This window comes from Paenibacillus dendritiformis (genome assembly GCF_021654795.1).
Taxonomy (GTDB): domain Bacteria; phylum Bacillota; class Bacilli; order Paenibacillales; family Paenibacillaceae; genus Paenibacillus_B.
Genome location: NZ_AP025344.1, coordinates 3291815 through 3306916 on the forward strand (window position 1 = coordinate 3291815; position 15102 = coordinate 3306916).

Annotated in this window: 16 protein-coding genes and 1 pseudogene; 1 reads left to right on the forward strand and 16 read right to left on the reverse strand. The window is 52.8% G+C overall.

All coding sequences use genetic code 11. The annotated features are described in order from the left end of the window. Positions 1-21: 21 nt before the first annotated feature. Together L6439_RS14480 and L6439_RS14485 are read right to left on the reverse strand one after the other, a co-directional pair. Positions 22-606 (reverse strand): nucleoside/nucleotide kinase family protein, encoded by a 585-nt coding sequence (locus L6439_RS14480; protein WP_168182943.1) that lies wholly within the window; start codon positions 604-606, stop codon positions 22-24. Between the two features lie 159 nt (positions 607-765). Next, positions 766-1512, reverse strand: a complete 747-nt coding sequence (locus tag L6439_RS14485) for a MerR family transcriptional regulator (protein ID WP_168182944.1) — start codon at positions 1510-1512, stop codon at positions 766-768. Positions 1513-1877: 365 nt separating this feature from the next. Here L6439_RS14485 and L6439_RS14490 point away from each other — a divergent pair, with 365 nt between their 5' ends. After that, a complete protein-coding gene (locus L6439_RS14490; RefSeq protein ID WP_213468398.1) occupies positions 1878-2504 on the forward strand; it encodes a hypothetical protein in 627 nt (208 codons plus the stop codon). Positions 2505-2783: 279 nt separating this feature from the next. Here L6439_RS14490 and L6439_RS14495 read toward each other — a convergent pair whose 3' ends face one another. From L6439_RS14495 to L6439_RS14560, 14 genes and pseudogenes are all read right to left on the reverse strand, one after another. Further along, a complete protein-coding gene (locus L6439_RS14495; RefSeq protein ID WP_213468397.1) occupies positions 2784-4244 on the reverse strand; it encodes a sensor histidine kinase in 1461 nt (486 codons plus the stop codon). After that, a complete protein-coding gene (locus tag L6439_RS14500; RefSeq protein WP_168181391.1) occupies positions 4241-4930 on the reverse strand; it encodes a response regulator transcription factor in 690 nt (229 codons plus the stop codon). The genes L6439_RS14495 and L6439_RS14500 overlap by 4 nt, the downstream gene beginning before the upstream one ends. Positions 4931-4973: 43 nt before the next feature. Continuing rightward, the gene (locus L6439_RS14505) at positions 4974-6146 is read right to left on the reverse strand and encodes an ABC transporter permease (protein ID WP_213468396.1); all 1173 of its coding nucleotides are present in this window, start codon (positions 6144-6146) and stop codon (positions 4974-4976) included. Next, the gene (locus tag L6439_RS14510) at positions 6143-6838 is read right to left on the reverse strand and encodes an ABC transporter ATP-binding protein (protein ID WP_213468395.1); all 696 of its coding nucleotides are present in this window, start codon (positions 6836-6838) and stop codon (positions 6143-6145) included. The genes L6439_RS14505 and L6439_RS14510 overlap by 4 nt, the downstream gene beginning before the upstream one ends. Then, the gene (locus L6439_RS14515; protein WP_213468394.1) at positions 6838-8169 is read right to left on the reverse strand and encodes an efflux RND transporter periplasmic adaptor subunit; all 1332 of its coding nucleotides are present in this window, start codon (positions 8167-8169) and stop codon (positions 6838-6840) included. Before L6439_RS14515 ends, L6439_RS14510 begins: the two co-directional genes overlap by 1 nt. Positions 8170-8351: 182 nt before the next feature. Next, positions 8352-9407 carry a phosphatidylinositol-specific phospholipase C gene (locus L6439_RS14520; RefSeq protein ID WP_213468393.1) on the reverse strand — a complete coding sequence of 352 codons (1056 nt, stop codon included), beginning with the start codon at positions 9405-9407 and terminating at the stop codon, positions 8352-8354. A 525-nt stretch (positions 9408-9932) separates the two neighbouring features. Then, positions 9933-10442, reverse strand: a complete 510-nt coding sequence (locus L6439_RS14525; protein ID WP_237096922.1) for a transposase — start codon at positions 10440-10442, stop codon at positions 9933-9935. Further along, positions 10400-10678, reverse strand: a pseudogene (locus tag L6439_RS14530) (transposase); the annotation flags it as partial. The pseudogene L6439_RS14530 and the gene L6439_RS14525, both read right to left, overlap by 43 nt. A gap of 28 nt (positions 10679-10706) precedes the next feature. Then, the gene (locus tag L6439_RS14535; RefSeq protein ID WP_168181386.1) at positions 10707-11240 is read right to left on the reverse strand and encodes an RNA polymerase sigma factor; all 534 of its coding nucleotides are present in this window, start codon (positions 11238-11240) and stop codon (positions 10707-10709) included. Between the two features lie 691 nt (positions 11241-11931). Then, the gene (locus L6439_RS14540; protein ID WP_213468392.1) at positions 11932-12564 is read right to left on the reverse strand and encodes a GNAT family N-acetyltransferase; all 633 of its coding nucleotides are present in this window, start codon (positions 12562-12564) and stop codon (positions 11932-11934) included. A 24-nt stretch (positions 12565-12588) separates the two neighbouring features. Continuing rightward, complete coding sequence (locus L6439_RS14545; protein ID WP_213468391.1) at positions 12589-13347, reverse strand: YfjL-like protein; 759 nt, start codon at positions 13345-13347, stop codon at positions 12589-12591. Positions 13348-13579: 232 nt separating this feature from the next. Beyond that, positions 13580-14044 carry an aminoacyl-tRNA deacylase gene (locus L6439_RS14550; protein WP_168181383.1) on the reverse strand — a complete coding sequence of 155 codons (465 nt, stop codon included), beginning with the start codon at positions 14042-14044 and terminating at the stop codon, positions 13580-13582. Positions 14045-14068: 24 nt separating this feature from the next. Further along, a complete protein-coding gene (locus L6439_RS14555) occupies positions 14069-14431 on the reverse strand; it encodes a VOC family protein (protein WP_168181382.1) in 363 nt (120 codons plus the stop codon). Positions 14432-14477: 46 nt separating this feature from the next. Continuing rightward, positions 14478-14987: a GNAT family N-acetyltransferase gene (locus L6439_RS14560; RefSeq protein ID WP_168181381.1), complete on the reverse strand. Its 510-nt coding sequence runs from the start codon at positions 14985-14987 to the stop codon at positions 14478-14480. Positions 14988-15102 lie beyond the last annotated feature (115 nt).

The following is a 15102-nucleotide window of genomic DNA, read 5'->3' on the forward strand; positions in this document are numbered from 1 at the left end:
TCATTGATCTCATTATCGGCTCTACCGCTCCTTGTCATGCAACGCCCGAATCTTGAATCTCGCCTCTATCTCGTTCAAGATTCGCTCCACGATGTCAACCGCCGGCAGCGAGCCGTCAATGATAAGGTCTGAGTTCGGCTTCACCGCGGTCAGCATCTCGGCGTAAGCCATTCTCCCCGCCTCGAGGTAGCCCGCGACATCTTCCCGCACTTCGTCGATGGACCCAGCGGAGAAATCCCTTAAGATGCGTCGCGCCAAGGCAATATCCAGCGGCGTGTCAATGAAAATGGCCAAATCAATATACCCGCGCATGACACGATTCAAATAAGCGAACGGGTAATCGAGGAGAACCACGGAAGGCGGCGGTTGGCTCTGAAGCAGGGACTGAAGATCCCGGGCAAGCGGCGCCAGATTCCACTCGTCATAATCTGCTCCGTTCTCCACCCATTCGCAGATATCCTCCGGGCATTCCTCGAACGTATAATCATCAAAATAAAGCGCGGCGGCATGAGGCAATGTTTCCGCCAATCTTCGGGTAACCGTCGTTTTGCCTCCACCGGAGACCGCGGCAATGGCGATGACGCGCGGAATAGAATTTGTGTGCACAGCAGAACCCCCCAGTCAATTCAGTTGGCCGGAAGCCATTTTATACTATTCTCTATCTCCCTTCCTAACCCTTCCTGACAAAAAAGGCCAACTCCTAACGGCGGCGGAAGAGCGAAATAAGGCGGGGAGGCAAGCGCCCCGCCGTTCGCACTGCCGTCGTTACTCCCCGGCGCAGGAGGCTGCGGCGGCGGCAAGATAATAAGCCAGTCCGGTCTGCTGCCCTTCGAGCATGCGGAGATGGAATTCGTCCTGCAGGAAAAATCGGGTCTGCTCGGCAAACTCGGCCGCGGACACCGGATGCCCATGCCCGTTCAAATAGTCGAGATGCGTCCGGATTACGCGCTGCACATCCTCGCCATCATGCTTCGCTCCGCTGCGCAGCGCAGCGGCCATCTCTTCCATAAATGCCGCCGCTTCCTGCGCCTGTTCATTCATCCTCGGCACATCGATGGACCGGCCCTCCAATATATCGAAGCCATAGGCCGCCTGCACATGCTCCCGCTGCTCGCTCAGCGCTTGCTCCCATTCTTCCTCGCTGGCAAATCCCGTGAACATCTCCCCCGGACTCTGCGGTTCTCCTCCGGCCAAGCTGTCCTTAGAGGCTTGGAGCGTCTGAATGATCTGGTCCAGCCGGCGCTTGCGGGCAAGCAAGAGCTCCTCCTGCCGATTCAATATCGTCCATCGATCGGCATCCGTCTCGAGCAGGACTTTAATCGTTTCCAGGGGGAAATCCAATTCCTTGTAGAAAAGAATGTGCTGCAGCCGTTCCAGCTCCGCCGTTCCATACAAGCGGTACCCGGCTTCGCTGATTTTCCGCGGCTCAAGGAGGCCGATCTTGTGATAATGATGAAGCGCCTTGATGGTGACATTGGTCAATGACGATACTTCCTTCACCGTGTATAGCATGTGTCCTCGCTCCTTTCTGAGTTCAGGCTACAGGCTCCCCTAAGAGGAGAGTCAAGTCCTTCCCGCAAAGCCGGCAACGGGGGATGGAGGCATGCGCAATTTCTGGTTGACTCTTTCCTTGCGGGAGGACATAGGATGAGTCCGGTTCGTGGGAAACGGTAAAAATCCTGCGTGAACCAGGCTGTTGGAAAACCCCTGTTTTTTGTGAAGGGGTGGAGATGGTCCATTTTCCTCATCCAAACTTTGGCTCTTAGAGCGTTTTAAATCGATTTTTTTCTACCGGGAGAAGAGATCCACATCACAGGTGAAAAGTCCCATAGACTACTCAATGGCCTGATTTTACGGGATCCAACCGACCGCGTCGGATGCTGGGGGCATCATCGCCTTCAGGAAGCATTATCAGCCTGCTGGAAGCACTATCGGCCTGCTGGAAGCATTATCGGCCTGCCGGAAGCACTATCGGCCTGCTGGAAGCATTATCAGCCTGCTGGAAGCACTATCGGCCTGCTGGAAGCATTATCCGGCCTGCTGGAAGCATCGTTGCCTCCTGGGGCTTGGACGTGCGAAGGAAATTGCTGCTATTTTACAGGAATTTCGGCTTAATGAGTCCCCATCCCGAGGAATTGCTGCAAATTTACATCATTTTAGGCCCTTTTGCTTCAAACCGAAGCGAAACGGGGGAAATTCCTGTCATTTTGCAGGATTCCCTTTCTGGAATAGCCGTCCATATCGAATTGCTGTATTTCTGCAGGATTTCGCTTACCGAATCGGCGTGCCTGGAAAAATCGTGGAGTTTGCGGTTTTCGCCTGCCGGATGGGCGTGTCAAGGGAAATGGCGCAGTTTTCAGGATGGTGGAAATATCCATTTTCCTACTCAAAACTTCTTTCTCAACAGCCTGGTGAACGCAGGATTTTTCGGTATTTGTGCCGCTATTTATGAAAATCCTGCAAAAGCGCATGAATCTCTCCGAATATTAGTGTCAAACCATTGACATGGCTGAAATTCCTGCAGTTTTGCAGGAATGCCTGTAACGGAGTGCGCGTCATTAGGGAAAACTGCATTTCCGCAGCTTTTTTGGCAGGTCGGGCGGTATAAAGCATGGGAAGAAGCAAAAAGCGTCAGACATGCGGAACAAACAAAACGAACCAACCGTCATATCGAGTCAGCGAAATAGTGAACAATTGGACTTCTCATGCAAAAACGGTACGGTTTGTTCACAGGCCGGGGCAGTCACGGCAGTATGGATACCGCTTATGGGACCGCCCCTCGTTCATTCGGAGCGCTGCCGCTCCTTCGTCTGCTCGGGGGGAGGCCCTGCCAGCGGAAGCGTGAACAGGAAGGTCGTTCCTTGCTGCGGAATACTGTACACCTCGATTGGCGCCCGGTGCTGATCTAGGATCGCTTTGACGATGGACAGGCCGATGCCGGCGCCGTTCTTCCTCGTCCTGGCCTTATCTGTCTTGTAAAATCGCTCCCAGATGCGTGCGATATCTTCCGACACCATGCCGATGCCCTGATCGGAGATTCCGACAACCGCATGCCTGACGTCCGCCTTGGAAATCTTGACCGTTATCCGGGTACCCGGCCGGGAGTACTCAATTGCATTTTGCAGCAGATTCACCACGACCTGCTCGATCCGATCGGGGTCGGCACGGACCCACAAATCATGATCGGCATCCGCTTGGTCAAATACCACTTCATGCCGGCTCAGCTGCGGATCCATTCGGGCCAGCACCTGGCGAACCTTCTCGGTCATATTGAAGGCAACCGGGATGATCTGGAACTGTCCCGCCTCAATTTTGGCAATATCCAGCAGATCATTAACGAGGCGGATGAGCCGCTTGTTTTGCTCCTGCACGATTCGGATATATTTCGCCACCCGATCGGGCGGTATTGTGCCGTCCAGCACCGCTTCCAAATACCCGTTCATGGATGTTAACGGAGATCGCATATCATGGGATACATTGGCGACGAATTCTTTGCGCATCCGATCCAGGCTCCCGAGGTCTCGCGCCATCTGTTCAAGGGAGCGCGCCAACCGCCCGAGCTCGTCCCGGGAATGAATCGGAATCTCGATCTGGAACTGCCCCTTGGCGATGGCGCGCGAGGCGGCTTCGAGCTTCTTCACCCTTCGCGACAGATGGTTGGAGAGCATGAATGCGAATAATGCTCCGCACGAGAGCATAATGCCAATCCCGATCCAGAGCGGCTCGTTCCATATGCGGACATCCCGCTGGAACAGGTTGGAGGCCGTGAGCAGAACGAAGTCCCCTTCTCCGGGAACGCGCAGCGTCTGCCCGACGAGCACCGTCTTGCCCCGGTCAAATGTCTCCTCGGCGAAATAACGCCCGTCTTCTATACCGCCAAGAACCTCTTGTATGCGGGCTTCATGCAGACGATAGGGACCTTTCTCGTCTTCCAGCTTGTAGCGGACGTTCCCGGTCGTCTGGTGAATGATGTATAAGGAGCGAACATATCGCGGCACGGTCAGCTCCAATCCCGCCATCACCATCTCGTCGTTCCAGCCGTTCTGCTTCGCTTCGGTCAGGAAATGTCCGATTCGGTCCAACTGCATGCGGTCATCCAGGCGCTGTCTTTTCATCAGATCGCCTTTGAAGAACAACCCGGTAATGAAGCCGAACAAACCGTAGGATACCACGAGCAAAATAAGAAGCAGCACGAAGATCTTGACGAACAAGCCGTTCGCATGCCGCCATCCGCCCCGCCTCATGAGCCTGCCTCGAATTTGTAGCCGATGCCCCAGACCGTCATGATGCTCCAATAGGCGGATTCGCCCAGCTTCTCCCGGAGCCGCTTGATATGCACGTCCACCGTGCGGACATCGCCTTCATAATCGGCGCCCCAGATCTGCCGCAGCAGTTGTTCGCGCGTGAATACCTTGTTCGGATGTCCGGCCAACACTTGAAGGAGCTCCAGTTCCTTGGGGGCCAGCGCCACTTCCTGATCGCGGACGGACACCTTCTGATCCTGCGGGGCGATGCACAGCTCCGGATACTGAAGCGAAGTCTTGAACAGGGCCGGGTGGGCCCGTCTCAATACCGCTTGCACACGCGCGATAAGCTCCTTCGGATCGAAAGGCTTCACAATATAGTCGTCCGCTCCGCAGGAAAATCCCTTGAGCTTGTCGTAGCTCTCGCCGTTCCCGGTAACCATAATGATCGGAATATCCCCTTCGGCGCGGATTTCTTCGCACACCTGCCAGCCGTCCAGCTCCGGAAGCATAATATCGAGCAGCACCAGATCAGGGTTCGCCGCATCCAGCAGCGCCAGGGCCGCCGCTCCATCCTCCGCAATCGAATGCGTATAACCGTGCTTGTCCAAATATAGGGCAATCAATTCCGAAATATACGCATCATCCTCGACGATTAAAATATGCGGTGACTTGTGCACTGCCATTCCTCCTCCGAATCTGCCCGGGCCTGAACGGCCGTTCTTCCTATTAATCGTAACGTAGAGCATCCACCGGTTTCAAATTCGCGGCTTTGTTCGCCGGGAACAGGCCGAACACGATCCCGATCGCCGCCGAGAACGCGAACGACAGCCACATCATGACGGGCGCGGCCGCGAACGGAATGCTCATCGCCCGGCTTCCCGCATACGCGCCGCCCAGTCCGGCCGCGATGCCCAGCAAGCCGCTGATGCTGCTGATCGTGACCGCTTCCAGCAGGAATTGCTGCATGATATCGCGCTTCTTCGCGCCGAGAGACTTGCGGATGCCGATCTCGCGCGTCCGCTCCGTCACCGACACGAGCATAATATTCATGATGCCGATGCCGCCGACGAGCAGGGAGATCGAGGCGATTCCCGCCAGCAGGAGCGTCATCGTCTGGGTTACGCTTCCGAGCGCTTCGATCATATCCGCCTGGTTATAGACGTTGTAGCTGTTGTCGGACCCGCGGAATTTTTTGGATAACCGGGATTCCAGCTCCGCCATAATCGAACCGGCCTGTTCCGTGCCCGCGAATTTGACATAGACCGTTCGAATTCCTTTCGACTGCAGCAGCCGCTCGCCTCTCGTTAACGGAACCCAGATCTTATTGTCATTCGCCCCGCCCAGCGAGCTTCCCTTTGATGCCATCACCCCAACGATCCGGAAGGAGATTCCGTTCAGCGACACTTGCTGGCCGACCGGATTCCTTTGCGGGAACAGGGTCTCCGCCGCATCCAGGCCGATGATGGCCACCCGTTGATAGAGCTCGACATCGATCGGGAGGATGAAGCGCCCGCTCTGCACGTGATAGTCGCGGACCGCTTCATATTCCGGGGTAATGCCCTCCACTTGCAGATTCGCGTTCTTCGTTCCCGCCTTCGCCTGGACGCTGCCGTTGATGAACGGAGAGACCGCCTCGACGCCGTCAATATCCTCGAAAGCGATCGCCTCCTCCAGCGTGAGCGACGATACCGCGCCCCTTCCCGTTATCGTGACCGAGATCAGATTGGAGCCAAGACTTGCCACCTGGGATTGCACTTGCTTGGCTGAGCCTTCTCCCACCGAGACCATGATAATGACGGCGGCCACGCCGATGACGATGCCAAGCATTGTCAGCAGCGTGCGCATCTTATTGGCCAGTATGCTGCGCCAGGCCATTTTCCATGCTTGCATCCATGTCACGGAGCGAACCTCCTTACAACCTGAATTCGCCCGTCCTGTATGCGCACGACGCTCCCCGCTTCCTCGGCCACATCCGGATCGTGGGTAATCAAGACGATGGTGTGGCCTTTGCGGTTCAGGTCCTTCATGATGGCGAGCACTTCAAGTCCCGTCTTCGTATCCAATGCCCCGGTCGGCTCGTCCGCGAGGATAACCGGCGGTTCACCGACCAGCGCTCTCGCGATCGCGACCCGCTGCTGCTGGCCGCCGGACAACTGGCGCGGTAAATAATTCAGCTTGCTCTCCAGCCCGACCTGGGCTAGCGCCTGCACCGCCGGCTCATGCCTTTTTTTGGCCGGCATGCCGCGATAGATGAGCGGAAGCTCCACATTTTCCTGCGCGGTAAGCGCAGGCAGCAAGTAAAAACTCTGAAAAATAAAACCAATCTTCCGGTTGCGAATCTCCGCCAGTTGATTGCCGGATAGCTTGCTTACCTCCTGTCCGTCCAGCCAGTAGGAGCCGCTCGTCGGCGTATCGAGGCAGCCCATCATATTCATGAGCGTCGATTTGCCGGATCCGGACGGGCCGATAATGGCCAGCATCTCGCCTGCATAGACGGTCAGATTCACCTCGTTCAGAGACAACATCTCTTCCCCGCCCATCCGATAAGCCTTGGACATGTTCTCGATATGTATTACAGCCTGCCTGCTCATCATCCGCCTCCTCCAGGCATGCGGATGTTGCCTCCAGGGAATCCGGCGTTCCCCGGGGAGCTTCCGTTTCTTCCGCCGTTGCCGCCGAAGCCGCCCATTCCCCCGAACGAGGATTGCTGGCTGCTGTTCGCGGATGCGCGGACCGTAGGCAAGACGACCATATCCCCTTCCTTCAGGCCGCTCACGATTTCAAAATAGGACTCATTATTGATCCCTGTCTCCACCTCGGTTAACTTGCCGGCGCCTGCACTCGGAACACCAGTCTGTCCCCGGCCTGCCCAAGCGGCGGCTTCTCCGTCAGGACGTGCCCCTCTGGTGGCGCTCTCCGTTCCGCCGGCTTGATTCTGCCCCGCTCCCGGGCCGTCCTGCCGTTCCGGCAGGGCCTGCTGCGGCGCGCTCTTGCCTTCAGCGCCGCCTTGATCCGCCCAGACCGTAACATAAGACTTTCCGTTGCGTTGGGTAACCGCTTCAATTGGCACCAGCAGCACATCCGATTTGCTGTTCACGTCGATCTGGGCCTGGACCGACATCCCGCTTTTGACGCCTTGGCTAGACGACAAGTGAATCGTGACATCGAATACGGATACCCCGCCTGAAGCCGTTCCTTCGTCCGCAATAGCGCTTATTGTTCCTTCGATCGTCTTGTCCGCCAGCGCGTCGAACGTCAATGTGGCCTTTTGCTTCAGCTTGATGCTCGGGATATCCATTTCATCGACTTGGATCACGGCCTGAAGCTGCGTATAATCCACGATCGTGCCTATCGATCCGCTTTGGTTCAATTGCGAGCCTTCACTGAGGTTCAGCGCCGTCAATGTGCCGCTGATCGGAGCCTTGATGGCCTTGTCTTTGGCCTGATCGGCCCGTTTTTGTTCCAATTCCTTTTGCGCCAGGGCAAGATCCAGCTTCATATTCTCAATTTCGACCGCGATGGACGGTCTGGCTTCCTCATCCGCTTCTTTATACTTCGTTTTCAGATTTTCGAACTCCAGCTCCTTCTTCTGAAGCTGAATCTCCTGCTTCTCGATCTCATTCGTCAGATCTTCTTTTTCGAATGTGGCCAGCACCGCTCCTTTCTCGACCCGGTCGCCGACATCGTACAATATTTTATCAATCTTGCCCGTCTCTCCCGACCTCACCTCCGCGGTATAGCGGGGCGAAACCGTACCCGAGCCGCTTACGGTCACCTCCAGATCTCCCTTCGCCACTCTCGCCATTGACGGCAGAGAGGCGGTTTGTTCGGTCTTCGGCTGCTTGTACAACCAATAATATCCCGCCATACATAGCGTGATGACAACGACGGCTGTCAGCAGCAGCTTCCATTTGGATCGCATAGTTCCCCTCTCCTGTCTCCCTTCACATGCGTGCGGCGCGCTTCCGCCGCGTTCCGATTTTGCCGCAAATCTCATTGCCGTATTAGTGTAGCAAAAAACTATGAACAACCTATGAACGCCAAAAAGCCCCCCGATGCCGGGAGACCTGTACAAGTGATGTTCGCGCATGGGAGGCAACAGGCTTATTTATACAGCCTTTTATTCGCGCGTATAATATTTTCAATCAATCCTTTTCCCGGAAAATCCGCGGCAATAATGCCGGTATACTCCACATTGTGAGTTGCTATATAATCGGTTGTCAGCACATTCGTTCCTTCAAATGCAATGGTGCAGATCCCGATGAAGCAATCCGTTCTTGGGAAATCCGGATAGGAATCCGACCAGCCGGGAGTAGTTAATCCCGTAGCCAGCCGGGGAGCCGATGTTCCCGGGCTGCTGTGCCCGCTTGCGACAAAATAGGGATACGCGATATTGCCGCCGCTTAAATAATTGATGAATTTGGTTTGAGAGCCACTTAGACGGCTTTCATTGGCCTTCTGCAATTGTTTTTTGACATCCATCCATTTTTGGTATAAATCCCAATTCGTCGAGACGTTATAATTATCTTGGATATCGAATTGATGAGCATAATCGATACCGATACTCGAACCCGCAACGTTGCGGAGGATGACGATTTTTCCTCTCATTTCTCCTAGTGTCGGGTTTGTTGCCGATCCGTTTTTACTGTCCCAAAAAAAACCGGGATAGCTATTGATATATCTCTGAAGGGTATCATTGAAGACGCGATCGGGAACAGAACTATGTTCTTGTTTGATGCGCATCAGAACCGTTTCGCTCGGATTGCGCTTCAAAAACTCAGCAACCTCATTCAATACGTCCCCGAACATGGCATCTAAATAGTAGGGGCCATGATGAACCGCGAACGAACCGTCAACATACCGGCAGCGAATGTCCAAAAAGCGAATTCCGGAATTTAATTGTGTATTGAGCGTCATCGACTGTGTATACACATGGTCGGTTGCGGGCTGATGAGTTTGGTAAGCCATGCTGTCATGCGTGCCTGGGATGGATAAATCACTTAATCTGGCATCATCCCGAATCAAGCTCATCCAGTTTGGATTTTGATATCCTATTGTGGCGTCATGAGAATATCCAGGATGCCAATGCGCCGCCGCAGGTTGTGCATGAACTCCCAGCAACAAAGCTAGAATCATTGAATACCGAATAATCTTGTTCATTCCCTGTCCCTGTCCTCTCTTCTCGTGGTATAAAAGAGCTTTCACCTTTCGGACTTCCCGATGCTCCCTCAGCAAACTAATTATAGTATGGATGTAGGCATTTCTTGAAATAAGGATAGTTATAATGTGTCTCAATCATGTGAAGAACTTGAACCTCAACCCCAGCCCTGATTGGCCGCATTGTTATGACGAGCTTGACCGCACTATCCGTATGAACAGGATTTTATGCACCGTCTTGAATACTCTGTACAAGAGGTTAAACAGGCGGTTGATCAATTAGGTCTTGGAATGGAGGGCTCCAGGGAATTAGCTCTAAATTGGAGACTTTGGTTACAAAGGATGAGTTTGAGAAAAAATTGAACGGGGCAGATTCAACACCACAACCATTATAGCAGCCGCAATTGCAGCGGTAATTGCAGCGGTAATTGCGGCCGTTAAATCCTTCGTATAAAGGGGCTGTCTCATAAGTAGTTTTTACTCCCTGTAGGATGGCCGTAAAATTCGAAAAAAAGGTCGAGTTAGGGGTTACACTGCTTCCCCTACTCGACCTTTTTGCTTCATCACTGCCCACTTGAGCAAATTAGGGGCAAGGGATAGCCACCCGACCTCGAGGCTTACTTTTGACAGGCCTCGAAGCAGAAAGCGTCTGAATCCTCTGTTGTTTTTCATTTGTCCAAATACACTTTCCGGTTCGACCATTCGTCGAACCGACAGGGCATATCCTTCTTCGCTCCGCAGCTTCTCCCTCGCTTGTTGCTTAGAGCGGAGATACTTCATGCTTACTCGGATTTCTCGATTCCCTTTGGCCTTGGTGCAGGCTGCTTTGAGGGGGCAATTCGAGCAATCCTGACTTCGGTAATGCCTAAGTTTGATTTCATAACCACTCTCTTTTTTTTGCTTGCTCTCATACCGGAAGCCAAGAACTTGTCCGCCCGGACACGTCCATGTATCCGTTTGTTCATTGTATTCCCAATTATCGATTTTGCTGACATCTTGTTTCCATTTCTTTGATTTTCTTGATGATACGTGCTGTATTTCACGATAGCCTCTACGTTTTCTTCCTCCAAATAGGCGTAGTTCTCTTCGCTTCCATAACCCGCGTCTGCTATAATCGTTCCCGGCAGCTTGCCCGGCGCGTTCTTCACTTTCTCTAAATGAGGTTTCATGCAACGGGTGTCCGTAGGCCGCCGATGCAAACGGTATCCGACCACAAACTGATTTTCGGTGCCAATTTGTACATTATAACCAGGCTTGAGCTGTCCATTTTTCATGTGGTCTTTTTACCGCTCGGTCTCGTCTTCACGGCAGGTTGCCCATGCTTTGCCGCAAAATCGCTTTGGCCCGCTTCAAGCGCGTTTTGACCGTACTCTCGTTCGCATTGGTTACGGCGGCAATCTCGGCATTTTTCATATGATGGATATATTTGAGAATGATCACCTTTTGGTATTCCGGCTTCAACTTTTTCAGATAAGTATAGATCTCGTCGACAATGATCTTCAGCTCTACCTTTTGTTCCACCGACAGCTGACTGTCGAAATCTTTGGCCAGCTCGATATCGAGAACCGTGTCTTCAGACGCGATGTCATTCCACCGGCTGCGCTTGCGCAAATAATCGAACGAGGTTCTTGCCGCGATAGATTGTAGCCATGGGCCGAGCTTGCTCTCATCATGCAGTGTATGGATTTGCGCAAAGGCTTTCATAAACGTTTCTTGTGCGATATCTTGAGCCAAATGGCGATCTTTAATAATCATATACGCTGTAGTATAGACGCGCTCATAGAACATTTCGAACATCGAGCGTTGATTTTCTTGCATCAGTGCTTCCGAGGACATTACTGAGCCTCCCGCTATCATTTAATAGAGAACGCAGATTGCTGTTCACTAGTCATCAACGATTCCGTGAAATAACCGCCCCAATTCACCTCCCTGCCATCTCCTATAATCATGCGATATGGAATTCGAAAGCGGAAGTTCTCCTTGGATGGATAACCCAGGATGGATCTATCCTTTCTCCGCATTCGCCGGGTATAACGCATCGGATTTTACGAAAAGCGAGACGATCATGAACTAAAAAACGCTGCTCCCCCACAAGATTATAACAGATGTCGCTCCATTGACGGCATTTCGGAAATATGCGAAAAGCCCTTCCCCTGGAAGGGACTTCAATTTGTAAGCTGCTCTTCGCTGCAAACAAAAGGTTATTAACCCGTATTGCGCCTCATGAATCATCATTTTCTCCGTGAGATGAATAAAAAGCTAGTTCCGAGGAACTAACCTTTCAATGAAAAAAATGAAGGGGGGCTGCGCCATTTCCGCAGCCTCCCTCTCCGTAAGCCAATTTCCCATTCATGAGCCAGATACCACTACCAGGATAAGGATCTCTCGACGAGCACCACGGCCACTTTTTCCAATTGGGCCTTGATGGCAATCGGATCGTAAGGCCGGAAGCGCCGTCTCGAGAGGCATGCGAAGCCACCCAAGTCCTGCAATTCAATGCAGAAGCGGTCAATGTTCGCTTGGACGGTCAATCTCTCAACCGTTCACTGTCTTTGTCACCATCGTGCCAAGCATCGGCTGCAAGCGCTTGGCGCTGCGCTCCATATTCGCTTCTCAGCAGCGAGAAAACAGCGATATCGACATATCTTCCCTTTTCGAACTCATGTTGTCTCATCACGCCTTCCTTTTGAAAACCGAGCCGGAGAAGCAACCGCTCGGAAGCGATGTTTTCCGGATCGATTTTCGCTTCGATACGATTCACGCCCATATCTCGAAAACCGAACGACAGGACGCGCCGCGCTGCCTCCGTCATGACTCCACGCCCCCAATATGGAGGCGCCAGGTCATAGCCGAGCTCGATTCGGCGATGCGTCTTTTCATATTGAAGAAAACCGCATGTTCCGATTACTTTGGCGGAAGATTTATCTTCAATAACCCAGCGCAGTCCGCTCTGTTCCGCAAATATTTCTTGATGCCAATTCCATTCCCGAATGACATCCTGCATCGATCGAAACGGTTCCAGCGGCGTATACCGAACTACTTCCTCCAGCGAGTAGAGATCGAAGAGATCTCGGCAATCCCGTTCCTCCATTGCCCGTAAGAGCAACCGTTCCGTCAGCAAGCGGGGAACTTCCTGAAATGCAAAAACTTCTCTATCCATCCATGCCCCCCCTCCTTACGCTGGTTAATACTCCCTGACTTCCTTCTTCATATCCTCAATGCTCGCGATATGCTCAAGCTTATCGCGAGGCAGAGACAGCACTATCGTCTTTGCCGCCCCTTCGATTCCAGCGTCTCCTGTCAGCTGGTCCCTTTCTCTGCCCCGGATATAAATCTCCACCTCCCAAGGCGCTGCCGCAAGATCCGGCACGACGGCATATAATTCCTGCCACAGCGCTCCGGAGATCGAATCTGTCCTCAGACGCATGTCCAGCGTATATTCATGCTTCGGCTGCAGAGGGATGGCGGCGCCATGGCCATCTGCGGCAGGGTTAGTGCCGCTGTCTATCGGCATCATGGAGTAGGTAGCCGTAACCCCGATGGACTCGATGTCTTCCTGCCCATAGAGCCTCGGATACCGCTTGCGAAGCTCTTCATCGATTCGTTGCTCCCAGTAGACCATACTATAGTTATCTTCCCATGTCTCTACCTTGCCTCGGATCGCTTCATCATACTGCGTATACATTTTCACATCAATCAACCGCTTTTCGGGATCGTGAATGTTGAACACCTTCGCGGTATATTCACGGAATTTAAAGCCGTAAGAGCTCCCGGCAACCTCGACGTCCATATTGTACTTGGTCTTCATATAGGCGGGCGCTTCCTTCTTTACTTGCGCATGCTTCCACGGATATCCATTGAACTCGGCATATGTGTAAAAAGCGCACCACCCCGTGAGACCGAGCATCACGCTTGACAGGATCTGGAGAGTCTTCTTGTTCACGAACCCTTCCTCCTCTGAACTCCAATACATCTTCTTCCGCAGCTAATGACAACGGGAAAACGGTAACCGAAAAATGGGCAGAAACGGATTCCCGTAGCGGCTGCATGGTCCAGAACTAATGAATTAACACTTACGATCTCTTTCTTTATAGAAATGAAGCGGCTCGAACGATTCTCTCCACACTCCTGGGATGGACTTGCCGGAGGGAAGTCGAAGAGCCGCTTTACCATGTCTATTTCCGTACTCTCGCCACTCCCCCTCCGCTTGCGCGCAGCAATTCGGTTACAGCTAGTTTGATTAGGGAATGAGGAGATCCGCCGCCCGTGTATACTGCGTCCTGCTCGGCAACCTTCGGATCGATCAGGAACAACGCATCGAATCCGAACGACGGCACCCCGCCGGCCGGGAACCCTGTCCTCTCCAGCACTTCTCTCTCATTCGCGAGCCGCGGCTTGGCGATGTCCAACGCTTTCCCGACTCTCGTCGTGCTTGCTCTGTCTTCGCCTTTGACAATCGCGACGATGAACCGGTCCTGTTCGTCGATCATGCAAATGTTCTTGACGAATTGATCGGCCGAGCCCCCAACGGCAATGGCCGCCTCCGGAACGGAGTGACAGGATTGCTCCAGGACGAGATGCTCGGCTTGGATATGATGCAGAGTCATATACTCTTTTATTTTCATTTCATACGCATTCATTTCTATCTCTCTCCACTTTCTGATTTAGTCAGGTTGAATCAACTCCACTCGGTTGCCGAATGGATCACGGAATTCGAACCGTTCATACCCCGGAATCGGAACCGATTCCAGAATTGTAATCCCATTGCTTCTTAATCGCTCTCTCATCGCCTCGATGTCCTGGACCTGGTACGCCAGGTGGGCTTTGGTCAGCGAACGATCGACGCCAACTTCGACCCCGATATGCAGCTCCTGCGTGCCGACTTGAATCCAGAATCCTCCTCTTCCGGCTAAAGAGTCGGGCTTGGCGATTTCCTTCAACTGCAGCACGCCGCAATAGAAGGCTTTGGCCTGCTCTTCCTGGCCTCGCGGTATCGTGATCTGAGCATGATGGAAGCGGGTAATCATTGTTATTCCCCCCTCGAATTCGAGCTTGAGTTACCCAAGGTTCTTATCATTTTGAAATAACGAAGGTCTGGGACAACAATTCATAGGTTCCGGGCAAGCCTTCCAATTCGATGCTGTCCTCCCTTTCCAGGAAGTCAATCTTCTGTTCCTTATAGAATTTCTTCCAGAATCGAACGGCGGCTATATTATTTTTTAGCTGCTCCACGCTGTAGCTTCCCGGGAACCGGTTCAACACCTCAATTACCGCTTCGGATGCCAGATTTTTTCCCCGATATTTTTTCAACACAAATAATTCTTGAATCGTGTAATCGATGCCCTTCGGCACAAAGGGCGGCGAACACACCAAAATAAAACCGGCAAGTCTATCATCGTATGTGATGAAATAAGGATGCAGTTCATTCCGTTCAAAATACAGGTGCGTATCATTCCATTCGAATGTCCCGTCTGCCTGAATATCTTCGCCGGTATAGGCGGATAGCTCGTATAGATAGAGATTGTACAAGTTCAAAAAGGTTTCTTTCCGATCCGGATAAATTTCCACGATCCGCAGGCTCATCACGAGAACTCCTTTGCCAAAGCGATATCGATGCCTCCCTAAGCTGCCGCAAACGCATACACCCACTATACCACATTTGGCATGTTCTGGGGGTCATAAGGCAGGCCTGAAAAAA